Origin of the sequence: Paracoccus versutus (assembly GCF_000763885.1) — a bacterium.
Classification (GTDB): domain Bacteria; phylum Pseudomonadota; class Alphaproteobacteria; order Rhodobacterales; family Rhodobacteraceae; genus Paracoccus; species Paracoccus versutus.
In genome coordinates this window covers 1-15,278 of the sequence record NZ_JRKO01000086.1, presented here as the reverse complement: position 1 = coordinate 15,278, position 15,278 = coordinate 1, and the positions used below count along the sequence as shown (strand labels likewise).

Annotated in this window: 15 protein-coding genes; 5 read left to right on the top strand and 10 right to left on the bottom strand. The window is 69.0% G+C overall.

All coding sequences use genetic code 11. From position 1 onward, the window contains the following. From IT40_RS24280 to IT40_RS24250, 7 genes are all read right to left on the bottom strand, one after another. On the bottom strand, positions 1-552 hold a 552-nt coding region (locus IT40_RS24280), incomplete at its 3' end, for a thiamine pyrophosphate-binding protein (RefSeq protein WP_036760557.1). Beyond that, positions 549-2,039, bottom strand: coding sequence for an FGGY family carbohydrate kinase (locus tag IT40_RS24275; RefSeq protein ID WP_036760554.1), 1,491 nt, complete (start codon positions 2,037-2,039; stop codon positions 549-551). The genes IT40_RS24275 and IT40_RS24280, both read right to left, overlap by 4 nt. Further along, entirely contained in the window at positions 2,039-2,716 is a 678-nt protein-coding gene (locus IT40_RS24270; RefSeq protein ID WP_036760552.1) for a class II aldolase/adducin family protein, read from the bottom strand. The genes IT40_RS24275 and IT40_RS24270 overlap by 1 nt, the downstream gene beginning before the upstream one ends. Before the next feature lie 8 nt (positions 2,717-2,724). Continuing rightward, the gene (locus IT40_RS24265) at positions 2,725-3,771 is read right to left on the bottom strand and encodes a 2-hydroxyacid dehydrogenase (RefSeq protein ID WP_036760550.1); all 1,047 of its coding nucleotides are present in this window, start codon (positions 3,769-3,771) and stop codon (positions 2,725-2,727) included. Further along, positions 3,768-4,967: a CaiB/BaiF CoA transferase family protein gene (locus IT40_RS24260; protein WP_036760549.1), complete on the bottom strand. Its 1,200-nt coding sequence runs from the start codon at positions 4,965-4,967 to the stop codon at positions 3,768-3,770. The genes IT40_RS24265 and IT40_RS24260 overlap by 4 nt, the downstream gene beginning before the upstream one ends. After that, a complete protein-coding gene (locus tag IT40_RS24255) occupies positions 4,964-5,731 on the bottom strand; it encodes a CoA-transferase (protein WP_036760547.1) in 768 nt (255 codons plus the stop codon). The genes IT40_RS24260 and IT40_RS24255 overlap by 4 nt, the downstream gene beginning before the upstream one ends. Then, positions 5,728-6,537: a CoA transferase subunit A gene (locus IT40_RS24250; protein WP_036760546.1), complete on the bottom strand. Its 810-nt coding sequence runs from the start codon at positions 6,535-6,537 to the stop codon at positions 5,728-5,730. Before IT40_RS24250 ends, IT40_RS24255 begins: the two co-directional genes overlap by 4 nt. 209 nt (positions 6,538-6,746) lie before the next feature. Here IT40_RS24250 and IT40_RS24245 point away from each other — a divergent pair, with 209 nt between their 5' ends. From IT40_RS24245 to IT40_RS24225, 5 genes are all read left to right on the top strand, one after another. Continuing rightward, a complete protein-coding gene (locus IT40_RS24245; protein WP_036760563.1) occupies positions 6,747-7,895 on the top strand; it encodes an ABC transporter ATP-binding protein in 1,149 nt (382 codons plus the stop codon). Further along, positions 7,892-9,667 (top strand): ABC transporter permease subunit, encoded by a 1,776-nt coding sequence (locus IT40_RS24240; RefSeq protein ID WP_036760545.1) that lies wholly within the window; start codon positions 7,892-7,894, stop codon positions 9,665-9,667. The genes IT40_RS24245 and IT40_RS24240 overlap by 4 nt, the downstream gene beginning before the upstream one ends. 31 nt (positions 9,668-9,698) lie before the next feature. Then, the gene (locus IT40_RS24235) at positions 9,699-10,775 is read left to right on the top strand and encodes an extracellular solute-binding protein (RefSeq protein ID WP_036760561.1); all 1,077 of its coding nucleotides are present in this window, start codon (positions 9,699-9,701) and stop codon (positions 10,773-10,775) included. Positions 10,776-10,872: 97 nt separating this feature from the next. Beyond that, positions 10,873-11,628 (top strand): IclR family transcriptional regulator, encoded by a 756-nt coding sequence (locus tag IT40_RS24230; RefSeq protein WP_036760543.1) that lies wholly within the window; start codon positions 10,873-10,875, stop codon positions 11,626-11,628. Between the two features lie 19 nt (positions 11,629-11,647). Next, the gene (locus IT40_RS24225) at positions 11,648-13,090 is read left to right on the top strand and encodes an NAD-dependent succinate-semialdehyde dehydrogenase (RefSeq protein ID WP_036760542.1); all 1,443 of its coding nucleotides are present in this window, start codon (positions 11,648-11,650) and stop codon (positions 13,088-13,090) included. A 595-nt stretch (positions 13,091-13,685) separates the two neighbouring features. On the opposite strand, the gene IT40_RS30325 is transcribed toward IT40_RS24225, so the two are convergent. The 3 genes from IT40_RS30325 to IT40_RS24215 form a co-directional block, all read right to left on the bottom strand. Further along, positions 13,686-14,078: a TolC family protein gene (locus IT40_RS30325; RefSeq protein ID WP_243700305.1), complete on the bottom strand. Its 393-nt coding sequence runs from the start codon at positions 14,076-14,078 to the stop codon at positions 13,686-13,688. Next, positions 14,042-14,344 carry a hypothetical protein gene (locus tag IT40_RS30320; RefSeq protein ID WP_243700304.1) on the bottom strand — a complete coding sequence of 101 codons (303 nt, stop codon included), beginning with the start codon at positions 14,342-14,344 and terminating at the stop codon, positions 14,042-14,044. Before IT40_RS30320 ends, IT40_RS30325 begins: the two co-directional genes overlap by 37 nt. Positions 14,345-14,575: 231 nt before the next feature. Next, the gene (locus IT40_RS24215) at positions 14,576-14,881 is read right to left on the bottom strand and encodes a hypothetical protein (RefSeq protein WP_147307336.1); all 306 of its coding nucleotides are present in this window, start codon (positions 14,879-14,881) and stop codon (positions 14,576-14,578) included. Between the last annotated feature and the right edge of the window lie 397 nt (positions 14,882-15,278).

Here is a 15,278-nt window from a genome sequence, read left to right as displayed (position 1 = left end):
ATCGGGGGCGGCGGGGGCGGCGGGGACCACCGCCACCGGCACCGGGGCCGAGGTCCGGGTCCAGGCGGCGTCGGCATGCAGGATCAGCGTGGCGATGCCGCCGGCGCCGGCCCGCGCCGCCGCGATGGCTTCGGCGGTGCGGCTTCCCACGGCATCGGCGGCCTCGGCCCGGCCGACCCAATGCGACATCGGCCGGGCGAGGCTGTCGATGTCGCTGGTCAGCGGTGCATCCAGCGGCAGATGACAGGTCGCATGGTCGCCCACCACGTTGACCATGGGCGAGCGCGCGCGCCGCGCGTTGTGCATGTTCGCCAACCCGTTCGCCAGGCCGGGGCCGAGATGCAGCAGCGTCGCTGCCGGCTTCTCGGCCATGCGGGCATAGCCGTCGGCGGCGCCGGTCACGACGCCCTCGAACAGGCCCAGCACGCAGCGCATCCGCGGCTGGCGGTCCAGCGCCGCGACGAAATGCATCTCGGAGGTGCCGGGATTGGCGAAGCAGGTGTCGATGCCGTTCGCCAGCAGGGTTTCGCACAGAAGATCGGCGCCGTTCATGGGGTCTCCATCAGTTTTTCGGCCTGTCCGCGCAGGTCGGAGAGCGGTTCCCACAACGGGGACACGGCCTCCAGCAGGGCGGCGAACAGGCGGTATTTGCCTTCGGCATAGGCTGCGACGGGGCCGGGGTCGGGCGCAAGCCCGTGCCCGGCAGGTCCGATCCATGGCGCGGGGTCGCGGGCGTCCAGCAGGAAGCGCGCGGCGATGGCGGCAAGGCCACGCAGGCCGGCATGGCTGCCGGGACGGCGCTGCACCGTGCAGCCGGTGACGGTCGCGAGGAACTGGGCGAAATGTTCGTCGCCCGCCAGCCCGCCGCCCAGCGACAGGGCGCCGCCGGGCGCGCCCATCATCGCGTGGCTGGCGCGGGTGACGAAGGCCAGCGCCTCGCGCCCCGCCCAGGCGATTTGCGCGGGGGTGCTGGCCGCGGTCAGGCCGATGACCGCGCCCGAGGCATGGGGGTCGGTCCAGGGCGCGCGCTCACCGCCCGGCTCAAGAAAGGGATGCAGGATCAGCGCCGAATAGTCCGGTGCGGGCGCGGCGGGCAGGTCGGCAAAGCGGCGCGACAGGTGATGCAGCAGCGTGGCGCCGTTGAAACAGGGGTGAAAGCACAGGTAGCCGGGACCAAGCGCGAATTGCTGGATCATCGCCCCGGCAGGGGCCTGCGGCATGGCGGCGGGATCGTCCAGCAGGCAGGCATGGATCGCGCTGGTGCCGAAGATCGAGGCGCGGCCGACGCCGGCCCGGCTGCCGAGGCCGAGCCCGACCAACGTCGCCTGCACGTCGCCCGGACCCAGCAGCACCGGCAGGCCCTGCGGCAGGCCGGTCGCCTCGGCCGCGGCTTGGGACAGCCCGGCCCGCGCCGCGCCGACGGGGGCCAGGTCGGGCAGCAGCTCGGTCCCGCGCGACAGGCCAAGGCTTTCCGCCACCACCGGCGCCAGCGCGCCGCTGCGCCAGTCGCCCCAGACCGGCAGCAGCGCCGTCGGCTCGGCCAGCGGCTGCCCGGTCAGCGCCAGGAACAGCCATTCCTTGAGCCGCAGGGCATGGGTAATGCGGGCATGGCGGGCGGGGTCGTTTTGCTGAAGCCACAGAAGCTGCAGGCTGGCCGAGGCGGCGGTCGGCCGCGACCCGGTCGCCGCCTGCACCGCGTCCAGCGCCGGCGCCATCGCGGCCACCAGCCCGCGCGCGCGCCCGTCGAGCCAGGTCAGCGCCCGCCCGACCGGCTGGCCGCCCGCATCCACCGGCCATAGCCCGTCGCCCTGCCCGGTGACGATCAGCCCCGCGAAGGGGCCCGTCGCCTGCGCCGCGCAGTCGCGCAGCACGGACAGCGCTTCGGCGCGGGTCCGGTGCATGTCCTGCTCGACCCGCGCGCCCTCGCGTTGCAGCGCGCCGTTCGGGCGCTCGGCCTGGGTCAAGAGGCGCCCGGCTTCGTCGAAGGCCGCCGCCTTGACCGAGGTCGTGCCGGAATCGAGGCAAAGCAGCACAGCCATCAGGACGCCTGGCGCAGCCCTTCCAGCGCGGCGCTGCCTTGCTGGCCATAAGTCTTGAACTTGACCAGAACCTCGGCGATCTGCTCGTCCGACAGCACCGGCGGCTCGCCCAGCGGCAGGCACAGCAGGTATTGCCTGGCCAGCTCCTCGACCGTGACGGCCAGCGCCAGCGCGCGGGCGATATTGGCATGGGCGGCGATGACGCCGTGATGCGCCATCAGGCAGGCGCGGCGCCCCTCCAGCGCGGCGACCACGCGGTCGGCCAGTTCCTGCGTGCCGAACAGCTCATAGGGCGCGCAGCGGATGCTGCCGCCGCCGGCGGCGGCGATGACGTAATGGATCGCCGGGATCTCGCGCCCCAGGATCGACAGCGCCGTGGCATGGGTCGAATGGGTATGGACCACCGCGTTCAGGTCGGGACGCGCCTGCAGGATGTCGCGGTGAAAGCGCCATTCGGACGAGGGCTGCACCTCGCCGGCATAGGTCGCGTCCCAGTTCATCGCCACGACATGCTCGGGCTGCAGCTTGTCATAGGGGATGCCGGTGGGCGAGATCAGGAAGCCGTCGCCATGGCGGACGCTGATATTGCCCGAGGTGCCCTTGTTGATGCCCAGCCGGTTCATGGCGCGGCAGGATTCGATCAGCTCAAGGCGCAGGGCGCGTTCTTCGTCGGTCATGGGATGCCTCACTTGCAAGGATGGAGCGGCGGCTTGCCGTCAAGGATCAGCGCGATGTCGCCGGCGATCATGGTCGCGGCCTTGATCGCGGAATGGCGCGAGGCGCCGGCGATATGCGGCGAAAGCGTGACGTTGGGCAGCTTCAACAGCGGCCAGTCGGCGGGCGGCGGCTCGGGCTCGAACGTGTCCAGCGCGGCGCCGCGCAACTGCCCCGAGACCAGCGCGTCGTAAAGCGCGCCATAGTCCAGCACCTGCCCGCGCGTGGTGTTCACGATATAGCCGCCGGGCTTCATCATCGCGATCCGCGCGCGCGAGATCATGCCCTTGGTCTCGGGCGTGACGCGGGGGTGCAGCGTCACCACGTCGGCCCGCGCCATCAGGTCGTCCAGCTCGGCCTTTTGGAAACCGGCGGCCTTTTCCTCGGGCGTCAGTTCCTTGAACGGGTCGTAGATCAGGATGCCGCAGCCAAAGGGCTGCAACAGCCGTGCGACCCGCGTGCCGATGTCGCCATAGCCGACGATGCCGACGGTCAGCTCGCACAGTTCGGGGCCGGTGTTGGCGTAGTGATAGAATTCGCGCCCGAACCGCCCGCTGGCGACGGCCATATGGCCCCGGATCAGGTTGCGGGTTTCCGCCAGCAGCGAGCCGACGGTGAACTCCGCCACGGCCGAGGCATTGCGGCCGGGCGTGTTCACCACCGGGATGCCGCGCGCGCGGGCCGCCGCCATCTCGATATTCACCGGCCCGCCGCGCGACACGGCGATGGCCTTGAGCCGGGGGGCATGGTCGAGGCTGTCGGCCGTGATGGGCGCCAGATGGGTGACGAGAATGTCGAGATCGGCGAGGAAGTCGAAATAATCCTCGGGGCGGCCGACGAATTCGCCCACGGGCAGGGTGGGGTCGTATTTGGTGGATTTCAGCCGCAGCGGCCAGTCGACCTCCATGCTGCGGATGGTCAGCGCGCGGCCGGGCAGTTGCTCGCGCAGCGCGGTTTCAAAGAAGCCCGGCTGCATGAAGCCGTCGCCGATGATGCCGATGGTCAGGCGGTCCGTCATGCTTTCCTCGCGGCTTTCTCTTCGGGGTCAAGGCCCGGCAGCACCTCGCGGTAGCTGTCGGGGTCCAGCGCGCGTTCCGCCATGACTTCGCCCGTGTGCTGGGCAAAGCCGGGCGGCGCGCGGCGATAGCTGGCGGGGGTGCGCGACAGCTTGATCGGGCTGCCGGTGCCGCGATAGTCGCCGATGTCCACCACCATCTCGCGGTGGATCGTATGCGGGTCGGCGATCACCTGGTCGATTGTGCGCACCGCACCGCAGGGCACGCCGGCCTTGATCAGCCGGTCCGAGAGATCGGCGCAGTCAAAGGACGCCAGCGCCGCCTCAAGCTCGGCCTTCAGCGCGTCGCGGTGGATGTTGCGCTGGCTGTTCGAGGCAAATCGGGCATCGTCAGGCAGGTCGGGCCGGCCGATCATGGCGCAGAGCGTGGCGAATTGCCGATTGTTGCCGACGGCGAGGAAGATCGGCTCGGACCCGGTGGCGAAGGTGTCATAGGGGCAGATGTTGGGATGCGCATTGCCCGAGGGCCCCGCCACCTTGCCCGAGAGGTAGTAGTTCGGCAAATGCGGATGCAGCAGCGAGACGCCGCAATCGTAAAGGCTGGTCTCGACGAACTGGCCCTTGCCGCTGGTCGCGCGCTCGCTCAGCGCCATCAGGATGCCGATGGTGGCGTTGAGGCCCGTCACCATGTCCACCACCGGCAGGCCCACGCGCAGCGGCTGGCCGCCCGCTTCGCCATTCACGCTCATGATGCCGCAAAGCGCCTGGATCGCGGCGTCGTAGCCGGGCAGCCCGCCCATCGGCCCGTCCGCACCGAAGCCCGAGACGCGGCAATGCACCAGCCGGGGGAAGCGCCGCGCGAGTTCGTCCCGGCCCAGGCCCCAGCGCTCCATCGTGCCGGTCTTGAAATTCTCGATCAGCACATCGGCGTCTTCCAGCAGCGCCAACAGCAGCTCGCGCCCCCTCTCTTGCGACAGGTCCACGGCGATGCCGCGCTTGTTGCGGTTCAGGCCCAGGAAATAGCTGGCCGCATCGCCCAGGAAGGGCGGGCCCCAGCCGCGCGTCTCGTCGCCCGCAGGGGGTTCCAGCTTCACGACGTTGGCGCCGTGATCGGCTAGGATCTGGCCGGCATAGGGACCGCCCAGCACGCGGCTGGCGTCGATGACCCGAAGATTGGCGAGCGATCCGGGATTGATCATGCGGGGCTTCCTTCGCGGGTCAGGGCCGCCAGGTCGCTGCGCCATTCGGCGGCGAAGGCGGGGTAGGTTTCGGCAAGCTCATCCAGCACCCGGCCGCGCAGCAGCGACAGGGTGGCGGCGTCGGGGGCAGGGGTGGCGGCGGGCGTTTCCGCATGGTCGAAGGCAAAGCCGGTCGCCGCGCGGATCTCGTCCAGGTCATGGCTGGGGTGGACGCTTTCCAGCGTGAAGCCCGGCCGCGCCTTGTCGAAGCGGAACAGCGCCTTGCCGGTCAGCAGCGCGACCGGCCCGCCGGCGCGATAAACGCCGGGGGCGCTGGTGCCGGGGGCGCTGATGAAATCGACCTTGTCCACCAGCACGCGCGGCGAATGCTCTTCGCGGAACAGGATCACGCGCGGGACGGTGAAATACAGATAGGCCGAGCCGAACGAGCCGGGCCAGCGCACCTTGACCTGCGGATAGTCGCCGACGCCGACCAGGTTCACGTTGGCCTGGCCGTCGATCTGGCCGCCGCCCAGGAAAAAGGCATCCAGCCGGCCCTGGCCCGCGCTGTCGAACAGTTCTGCCGAGCCGTTGGTGAAGAAATTATGCTCGACCGAGCCGAGGACCGACAGGCGCACCGGACGCTGGCCGTCGTCCAGCGCCCGGCGCAGCATCGCGCCTGCGGCAGGCATGGGAGAGGAGGCGCCGACCGCGACATGGCGCACGCCGTCGAGCAGCCGGGCGATGGTGCAGATCAGGATCTCGCGGGGCAGGGCGGCGCTCATGCCGGCATCTCCTGCCCCATGAAGCCCGCCATGTATTCGGCAAAGCCCGTGGCCGTGCGGGCGGCGGCGGCATAGCGCATCAGCTCATCCGTGTCGGAGGCATATTCGCCCCAGAGGCCATAGGGCCAGGCGCCGCGCGGCGCCTCGGCCACGGCGCCGACGTACAGCGCGGGCAGGGTGCCGGCCGCGGTCATCTCGTCGGCCAGCAGGCTGCGGTCCACGATGCGTTCCACCGTCACCAGCGTTTCGGTCGCGGCATAGGCCATGGCGGCCAGCTCGCGCCGGCGGCCGATCCAGACATTGCCTTCGCGGTCGGCCATCGGCGCGTGAAAGATCGCCACGTCGGGCCGGATCGCCGGGATCAGCGCGACGGGATCGCCCGCGGCGAAGGGGTTGTCGATCACCCGCCAGTCGGGGCGGTTCGCCAGCACGTCCGAGCCGATCAGCCCGCGTATCGGCAGGAAGGGCACGCCTTTCTGCGCCGCCATCAGCCCGGCATGGATCGCGGGGCAGGTGGCGTCGAGGATGCGGATGCCGCCCTGTCGCACGGCATCGTTGAACCGCGGCGCGCCCCCGGCCTCGCCCAGCGACAGGGCGCTGGTCTCGACCGTGGCGACCAGCCCGGCACCGATCAGCATGTCCACCTGCAGGCCGCCGGTCGGCACGCAGACCAGGTGCAGCCCGCCCGCCCCATGCTCGATCAGCGGCCGGGTCATCGCCATCGAGACCCCGGCGTAATCCACCGGCAGCGCCAGCGACATGCCCGGCGTGACGCGGCGGGCCATGGCGCGCAGATCCTGTGGCATGATCGTTCCCCTCCTCCCGCGTGTTCCAAAATATGGAACATAGTTCTGAAAATCATGATAGGCAGAGCCAAACCGGCAAGTCAATCCATTCCCATCGCGGCATTTTGCAGAAATTTCGCCCGCCCGTCGGAAATTCTTGACAAGCGGGGCAGAGCGCCGACAATAAAATACAGAATAGCGTTCTATAATATGGAACGAGGGAGGAAATGATGGCGCAGACATTGGCGCGGCGCGAGATGCGCCTTGAAACGTCCGGCACCACGACCACTGCCGCCGTGCGGGCGCAAGAGGCGATCGGCGCCGGCATCTCGATCCGCGAGGTGGTCAAGAGATACGGCGCCTTCGTCGCGGCCGACCGCATCAGCCTGGACATCGAACCGGGCGAGTTCATCACGCTGCTCGGCCCCTCGGGCAGCGGCAAGACCACGCTGCTGAACCTGCTTGCCGGGTTCCAGAGCCTCGACGGCGGCCAGATCCTGGTCGATGGCAAGCCGATCCAGCACGTGCCGGTGCATCGGCGCGGCTTCGGCATGGTCTTCCAGAGCTATGCGCTGTTTCCGAACATGACCGTGGCGCAGAACGTGGGCTTTCCCATGCGCATGGCCAGGATCGACCGCGAGACAACCGACCGCCGCGTGGCCGAGACGCTGGAGATGATGCGGCTGTCCGACCATGCCGCCAAGCTGCCGGCGCAGATGTCGGGGGGTCAGCAGCAGCGCGTGGCCATCGCCCGCGCCATCGTCATGCGCCCGCGCGTGGTGCTGATGGACGAACCGCTGAGCGCGCTGGACCGCCGGTTGCGCGAATCGATCCAGATCGAACTGCGCGAACTGCACCAGGCCATCGGCTCGACCATCCTCTTCGTGACCCATGACCAGTCCGAGGCGCTGACCATGTCCGACCGCATCGCGGTGATGGACGCGGGCCATATCGTGCAGATCGCCCGCCCGGCCGAGATCTATCGCCGCCCGCAAAGCCGATTCGTCGCGGGTTTCGTGGGCGAAAGCAACCTGATCGACGCGCAGGTGCTGGGCCGAAACGGCTGCGTCCTGACGCTGCGCACCCCCGGCGGCCATGTCTTCGAGGCGGAATCGCGCCATGGCGTGTCCGGCGACAGCGCCACCGTGCTGATCCGCCCCGAGCGCATCGCGATCCACGCCGCCCCCGCGCCCGGCACCCTGCCCGCGACCGTGACCTCGGCGCTGTTTTTGGGCGAGGTGCTGCGCATCGAGGTGATGCTGGACGACGGCCAGCGCCTGCTGATCCGCTGCCCCGACATCGCCGGGCGCGAGCTGCCCGAGCTCGGCGCGCAGGTGCATGTCGGCTGGGGCGCCGCCGACAGCTGGGTGCTGTCATGAGCGACGCGACCCTTGCCGCCCCCCGCACGCCCCTGGCGCAGCGGCTGAAAAGCCCGGCGCTGCTGCTGGTGCCGGCGGTGCTGTTCCTGGCGGTGATCTATCTGCTGCCGCTGATCGACCTGTTCCGGGTCAGCATGTCCGGCCCGACCTGGTCCACGCATTTCGAGCGGGTGTTCTCGGTCCCGCTTTACTGGGAATCGCTGGTCCGCACCATGAAGATCGCCTTCACGGTGGCCTGCCTTTGCGTGCTGCTGGGCTATCCCACGGCGCTGCTGATCCATCGCACGCGCGGCATCATCCAGATCCTGATCGCGACGGCGGTGATCCTGCCCTATTTCATCGCCATCCTGATCCGCACCTATGCCTGGATGGTGCTGCTGGGCCGCAACGGCCCGATCAACAAGCTGCTGCAAATGCTGGGGCTGATCGACACGCCGCTGGCGCTGCTGTTCAACCGGGGCTCGGTGCTCTTGGGCATGACGGCGGTGCTGCTGCCGCTGATGGTGCTCAGCATCTATGCCTCGGTGGCGCGGCTGGACGGCAGCCTGACGCGCGCGGCGCTGGCCTCGGGCGCGGGGCCGCTGGCGGTGTTCTGGCGCGTGCTGCTGCCGCTGACGCTGCCGGGAATCGGCGCGGGTTTCCTGCTGGTCTTCGTGGCGGCGCTGGGGTTCTTCATCACGCCCACGCTGCTGGGCGGGCCGGGCGACCAGATGTTCGCCATGCACATCACCCAGCAGGCCGATTCCATCACCGGCGAGGGGTTCCTGCAGGCGCTGGCCGTGGTGCTGCTGGTCATCACCCTGGTCGTGGTCGGCGTCGCCGGCCGGATCATGGGGTTCGAGTTCATCTGGGGCGGCGGCAAGCTGGGCGATGGCAAGCCCAAGCCCGTCGCCACGGCGGCCCGCGTGCAGGCGCCGCGCCGGGGGCTCGGCATGGTGCTGGCAGACCTGCTGGGCTGGCCGCTCTTGCGGCTGATGGGGCGGCTGCCCGCCGGCTGGGGGCGCTGGACGGTGCGGATCATGGGCGGGGCGGTGATCGTCGCGCTGGTCGTGCCGATCATCGTCGTGATGGTGATTTCCTTCAGCAAGGCCAGCTACCTGACCTTTCCGCCGCCCGCCTGGTCGCTGCGCTGGTACGAGAAGTTCTTCAGCGACAGCAACTGGATGAACGCCTTCCGCAACTCGCTGCTGATCGCCCTGCTTTCGGCGACGATCTCGGTCAGCCTGGGCGCCACGGCGGCCATGGGCATAGTGCGCAGCAACATCCGCTACAAATCCGCGCTGATGCTCTTGCTGGTCAGCCCGATGATCGTGCCGCCGGTGGTGCTGGGCCTGTCGCTTTACGCGCTGTTTCTGAAGCTGGGGCTGGTCGGCACCTACCTCGGCCTGGCCGCCGCCCATGCCATCGGCGGCATCCCGATCGTGGTGGTGATCGTCGCGGCATCGCTGCAGGCGGTGGACCAGCGGCTGGAGCAGGGGGCCGCGGTGCATGGCGCCTCGCCGCTGACGGTGTTCCGCACGGTGACGCTGCCCGCCATCGCGCCGGGCCTGGCGGCGGCGGTGTTCTTTGCCTTCCTGCATTCGTTCGACGAGCTGGTGCTGTCGCTGTTCCTGTCCAGCCCGCGGATGAAGACCCTGCCGCTGATGCTGTGGGCGGACATCAACTATCAGCTGAACCCGGTTCTGGCCGTCGTCTCGACGCTGGAGGTGCTGCTGGTCGTGGGCGGGATCATCCTGGCCCGGCCGGTCCTGACGCGCGGCAAGCCCGCGTAACCACAAGAATGTTCCAATGGAGGAGGATGGAATGCTGCGACTGAACAGACTGACCGGCGCGGTCTCGGCGCTGGCCCTGGGCGCGCTGCTGGCCGGCCCCGCGCTTGCCGAGGGCGAGGTGGTGATGCAGGATCCCGGCGGCGCCTATGGCGATGCGCTGCGCGAGGTCATGTATGACCCGTTCGAGAAGGAAACCGGCATCGACGTGGTGACGGTGCAAGAGGCGCGTTCCGGCCCCCGCATCAAGGCGCAGGTCGAGGCGGGCAAGACCGAATGGGACCTGACCTTCATCTTCGACCAGGAAACCCGCCTGCTGGGCGATTGCTGCCTGGCGGACATCGACTATGCCAAGCTGTCGCCCGAGGCGCAGGAGACGCTGGCGACCATGCCCGACAACCTCAAGCGGCCCAAGGGCGTGGCCTTGCAGGTGATCGGTGTCGCCATGGTCTACAACACCGACACCTATGCCGAGGCGCAGCCGGAAAGCTGGGCCGATTTCTGGGATACCGAGAAGTTCCCCGGCAAGCGCTGCCTGCCCGCCTGGCCGCGCTTTGTCATGGAGGCCGCGCTGATGGCCGATGGCGTGCCCAAGGACCAGATCTATCCCATCGACATGGACCGCGCGCTGAAGAAGATCGCCGAGATCAAGCCGCATGTCTCGAAATGGTGGACCACCTCGGCCCAGGCGCCGCAACTGCTGCTGGACGGCGAGGCGGACATGTGCATGGCCTATACCGGCTCGTCCTCGGTCCTGGCGCTAGAAGGCGCGCCGCTGGAAGTCGAATGGAACCAGGGCTTCGTCTATTACGACTTCTTCTCGATCCCCAAGGGCGCGCCGAATTACGACAACGCGCTGAAGCTGCTGTCCTGGCGGCTGGATGCCAAGCGCGCGGCGGAACTGACCTCGGCCTATCCGGTCGCGCTGCCCTCGCCCTTGGTCTATGAGCAGGCCGATCCCGAGATCAGCACGTATTGGGCCAACAACCCCGAGAACCTGGCCAAGGCCATCGAATGGAGCCCGGATTACTGGGGCGCCGCCTCGGGCCACGGCACCACCACGAACGAGGAATACGGTCAGGAACAGCTGAACGCGCTTCTGGCGCAGTAAGGATGCCTGGGCTGGCCTGTTCGGTGCGGCCTGGGGCATATATGACAAAAGGGCGGGCCGCGCCGGCCCGCGCCAGCAAGGGAAGACCAAGCCGGACATGGACAAGGCATTCATCAAGGGGTTGCGGCTGATCGAGGCGCTTGCGCTCAGCGACCAGCCGCGAGGCGTGACCGACCTGGCCAATGCGCTGGGGCTGACGAAAAGCAATGTCCACCGCCTGCTCGCGACGCTGATCGCGCAGGGCTATGTCCGGCAGGTGCCGCCGCAAAGCCATTACGAGCTGACCACCCGGATCTGGGAACTGGGCAGCCATGTCATCCGCCGCATGGACCTGACCCGGATCGCCCGCCCCGCCATGGCCCGGCTGGCCGAGCAGACCGGCGAGACGGTGCATCTGTCGGTGCTGGATGGCAGCGAGGTGGTCTATCTCGACAAGATCGAAAGCGCCCATCACATCCGCGCCCATACCAGCGTCGGCGCCCGCGCGCCCGCCTATACCGTCGCCACCGGCAAGGCGATGCTGGCGCAGATGCCCGACAGCTATCTCGACCGCTTCGAGGGCCGGATGCAGCGCTATACCGACACCACCCGCACCACGCTTGCCGAACTGCGCGAGGATATCCGCATCGCACGCGAGCAGGGTCACGCCCTTGTCCCCGAGGGCGAATGGCGCGAGGGCATCGCCGCCTGTGCCTGCGCGATCCTGAACCGCTCGGGCGAGCTTGCCGGCGCCATCGGCATGTCCGGCCCCGATTCCCGCATCAAGCGCAAGCAGCTGCGCGAGATCGCGCCGCTTGTGATGGAGGCCGCCCGCGCCATTTCCCTGGCCCTGGGCTATGCCCCGCGCGACTGAAACAGCAAAAGGTAAAGACATGACCGCCGCCTATCCCGACACGCTTCTGTTCATCGACGGCCAATGGCGGCCGGGTGCCGGGGGCCGCAGCATCGCGGTCACCGATCCCGCCAGCGGCGCGGTGATCGGCCAGCTGGCCCATGCCGAGCGCGCCGATCTGGATGCGGCGCTGGCCGCCGCCGCGCGCGGCTTCCGGGTCTGGAGCGCGACCGGCGCCTTCGACCGCTATCGCATCATGCGCCGCGCCGCCGAACTGCTGCGCGAGCGCGCCGATGCCATCGCCGCCATCATGACCCGCGAACAGGGCAAGCCGCTGGCCGAGGCCAGGGGCGAGACCATGGCCGCCGCCGATGTCATCGACTGGTTCGCCGAAGAGGGCCGCCGCGCCTATGGCCAGATCATCCCCGCGCGCATGCCGGGCGTCACGCAGATGGCGATCAAGCTGCCGGTCGGGCCGGTCGCGGCCTTCACGCCCTGGAACTTTCCGATCAACCAGGTCGTGCGCAAGCTGTCGGGTGCGCTGGCCGCCGGCTGCTCGATCATCGTCAAGGCGCCCGAGGAAACCCCGGCCTCGCCTGCCGAACTGATCCGCGCCTTCGCCGATGCCGGGGTGCCGGCGGGGGTGGTGAACCTGGTCTATGGCGTGCCGGCCGAGATCTCGGAATACCTGATCGCGCATCCGGTGATCCGCAAGATCAGCTTCACCGGCTCGACCCCGGTCGGAAAGCATCTGGCGGCCCTGGCCGGCCAGCACATGAAGCGCGCCACGATGGAGCTGGGAGGTCACGCCCCGGTCATCATCTGCGAGGATGCGGATATCGCCCGCGCGGCGCAGACCATGGCGGGCAGCAAGCTGCGCAATGCCGGGCAGGTCTGCGTTTCGCCCACGCGCTTTCTGGTGCAGGGCGCGGCCTTCGAGCCCTTCCTGGGGGATTTCAGCGCCGCGCTGTCCCGCGCCCGCGTCGGAAACGGCTTCGACGAGGGCGTGCAGATGGGACCGCTGGGGAATGACCGCCGTGTCGCCGCCCTGCAGGGACTAGTCGCCGATGCGGTCGAACAGGGCGCGCGGCTGGTCATCGGCGGCGAGCGCATCGGCAACAGCGGTAATTTCTTTGCGCCGACGGTGCTGGCCGATGTGCCTCTGGCAGCGCGGATCATGCATGAGGAGCCCTTTGGCCCCATCGCCGTGGTCAATCGCTTCGATACATTGGACGAGGCGATCACCGAGGCGAACCGGCTGCCCTTTGGCCTTGCCTCCTATGCCTTCACCCGCTCGGCCGAAACGATGCAGCGGCTGGGACTGGAAATCGACGCGGGCATGACGACGATCAACCATCTGGGGCTGGCGTTGCCCGAGGTGCCCTTTGGCGGTGTGCGCGAATCCGGCTATGGCACCGAGGGGGGCTCGGAGGCGATCGAGGCCTATCTGGTGACAAAATTCATCACCCAGCTTCCGGGTTAAAGCGGCGACGAAGACCTCTCGATGGTGAGATGAGCGTCAGCCCGCATGCGCAAGGCCGTATCCGAATGCCGTTCGCTGGGCCGGCTTCGGCCCGTTCTTGACAATGGCTTGCCGCCCGCGCTCGGACGGGATTTGCGATCATCCCCTGCGGTCGATGGGACCGTGGCAGGCGACTTGCAGAGCGGGGGGCGCTGATGCTGCGCGACCCGCGCCAAGCGCAGCGGATGCAGCCTTTTCGATTGAAATTCGGGGCCACTCGGCTGGGGCCGATCCCGGCGACGGCTCTGCCCTGTGCTGCATCTCCCCTCGCGAGGGGAGGGGAAATTCCGCATCGTCCATCGTCCTGCGAGGCCAACATCCGCCGGGATTGCCGGATGCCGAATTTTGGAAGCGGCGACCGAATGCAGCAGTCGGAACGGGATACTGAACGCTTATCGGCTGACCAGCACCACCTCGCCCGCGCCGGCGCCTGTCGCGATCTGTAGCGCTGCCCATTCCTTGGCCGCCTGGTTGCGGGCCGAGGCGGCCGAGAGCCGGGCACTGGCCGTCGGGCGGTCGAAATCGAGCAGGTCAGCAGCGCCAGCGCGGCCAGGTCCTATTCGGCCGAGCGCAGATCGGGCCGGTTGCGCAGCAGGTCGGCCGGCAGGCCGGCGCGGCTGCTGCCGGGACTGCGCGGCTGGCGAGAGCCGCGCCGCATCTGCGCCTGCACCGAAGAGGCGGGCTGGTTGAGCAGGGTCGCGATGGCGAACACCTGCGCGTCGAACTGTGCCTCGTAGCCCGGCAATTCGGCCCGCGCAGCAGCAAGAAGCGCCTCGGCCTGAGCCATGTCGAATTCGCTGACCACACCGAATTCGCGCTGCTCGCGGGTGATGCGGACGGTTTCCTCGCGGCTGGAAACCGTCTGCCGCGTCAGCGCCAGCGGATCATAGCGCGCGTCGCTATCGGCATCGATCAGCTCGGCGATCCAGGCCAGCCGCGCCGTGCCCAGATCCGCCTTGGCGGATTCCAGGCTGGCCCTTGCGCCTTGCCGCTCGCGCCGCCGAACAGGTTGAACACGAAACCGGCGCCGAGGCTGGAGGCGTTGACGTTCTGCACCGCTGCGCCCGCAGTCGAGCCGCGTTCGCGCGACGCATCGGCCGAGCCGGATGCCTGGGCCGCCAGAACCCCGGTGCCGCGCAGATCGGCGGCGGCGGCGCGGATGCGCTCGCGCGCGGCGGCCTCGTCCAGGTTCTGCTTCAGCCCGCGCGCGATCAACTCGTTCAGCACCGGATCGCGATATGCGGCCCAGAAGGCCTGGCTGGCCAGCGTGTCGGCCGATGCGGCCTCGCCTTCGGCGAAGGTAGCGGGCAGCGGGATCGCGGGGCGGTCGTCGGGATCGGGTCCGACGGCCGCGCAGCCCGCCGCCAGAAGCAGCAGCGCCGGGCCCGGAAGCGGGAAGGGGAGATCACGTCTTGGCTCTCTTTCCGGTGGAATGCTGCACGGTCCTCAGGACCGCGACATAGAAGATCCGGCCTGCCCTTCATGAGGCGCGGCGGACGGCTCCGGGCGCTCGGCGAGGCATTCGTGCAAGGCAATGCAATCGCGAAGGGCGCCGGCGACGACCGGGTTCAGCATCAGGTCCAGCAGGTCGCCCCGCGCATCGACCAGCCGAAAGACCAGCCTTTCGCCGCCAAACTCGATCAGGCTGAACGAGACCGGCTCCATTCGCCGGGCGCCGGCATCGGCCGCTATGCCGCGCGGCACGCAAAGCGTCATGCGCCGTCGGGCTTCGGCCAGGGTCTGGCTGGTCATGGTCGCGTCCTGTCGCCTGTCCTTGGGCCGCGTCTTGCCGTGACCCGAAACCATGATGCCCGACAATCGTCCCGGCGCACGCAGAGATTTGTAAGGAAGTGTTTCCGAGGGTGCGGGGGAAACCTTTCGTTACAAATTCGGCTTTCGCGGAAACCTCCCGACACGGACAAGACCAACGATGGAAACGGCCCGCCGCTATCTCGGGGCGCAAGCGGGCGAACCGGCGCCGTTCCCATGCCGGATCGATTCGCTTGGAGCAAGGAAAGAGATCCGATGCGCCAGCCCTTAGCCCTTGCCCTGACCGCCGTGGCGCTGGTCGCCGTTCTGGCCGGCGTGGCCGGGCTTACCGAGGGCAAGTCCGCGACCCCCGGCTACATGAGCGCGCCGGTCGCGCGGG

Coding starts and splice junctions, on each gene's coding strand:
- IT40_RS24235 (WP_036760561.1), top strand. CDS start 9,699: ATGCTGCGACTGAACAGACTGACCGGCGCGGTCTCGGCGCTGGCCCTG.
- IT40_RS24260 (WP_036760549.1), bottom strand. CDS start 4,967: ATGATCAATCCCGGATCGCTCGCCAATCTTCGGGTCATCGACGCCAGC.
- IT40_RS24275 (WP_036760554.1), bottom strand. CDS start 2,039: ATGGCTGTGCTGCTTTGCCTCGATTCCGGCACGACCTCGGTCAAGGCG.
- IT40_RS24245 (WP_036760563.1), top strand. CDS start 6,747: ATGGCGCAGACATTGGCGCGGCGCGAGATGCGCCTTGAAACGTCCGGC.
- IT40_RS24270 (WP_036760552.1), bottom strand. CDS start 2,716: ATGACCGACGAAGAACGCGCCCTGCGCCTTGAGCTGATCGAATCCTGC.
- IT40_RS24255 (WP_036760547.1), bottom strand. CDS start 5,731: ATGAGCGCCGCCCTGCCCCGCGAGATCCTGATCTGCACCATCGCCCGG.
- IT40_RS24265 (WP_036760550.1), bottom strand. CDS start 3,771: ATGACGGACCGCCTGACCATCGGCATCATCGGCGACGGCTTCATGCAG.
- IT40_RS24225 (WP_036760542.1), top strand. CDS start 11,648: ATGACCGCCGCCTATCCCGACACGCTTCTGTTCATCGACGGCCAATGG.
- IT40_RS24250 (WP_036760546.1), bottom strand. CDS start 6,537: ATGCCACAGGATCTGCGCGCCATGGCCCGCCGCGTCACGCCGGGCATG.
- IT40_RS24240 (WP_036760545.1), top strand. CDS start 7,892: ATGAGCGACGCGACCCTTGCCGCCCCCCGCACGCCCCTGGCGCAGCGG.
- IT40_RS24215 (WP_147307336.1), bottom strand. CDS start 14,881: ATGACCAGCCAGACCCTGGCCGAAGCCCGACGGCGCATGACGCTTTGC.
- IT40_RS24230 (WP_036760543.1), top strand. CDS start 10,873: ATGGACAAGGCATTCATCAAGGGGTTGCGGCTGATCGAGGCGCTTGCG.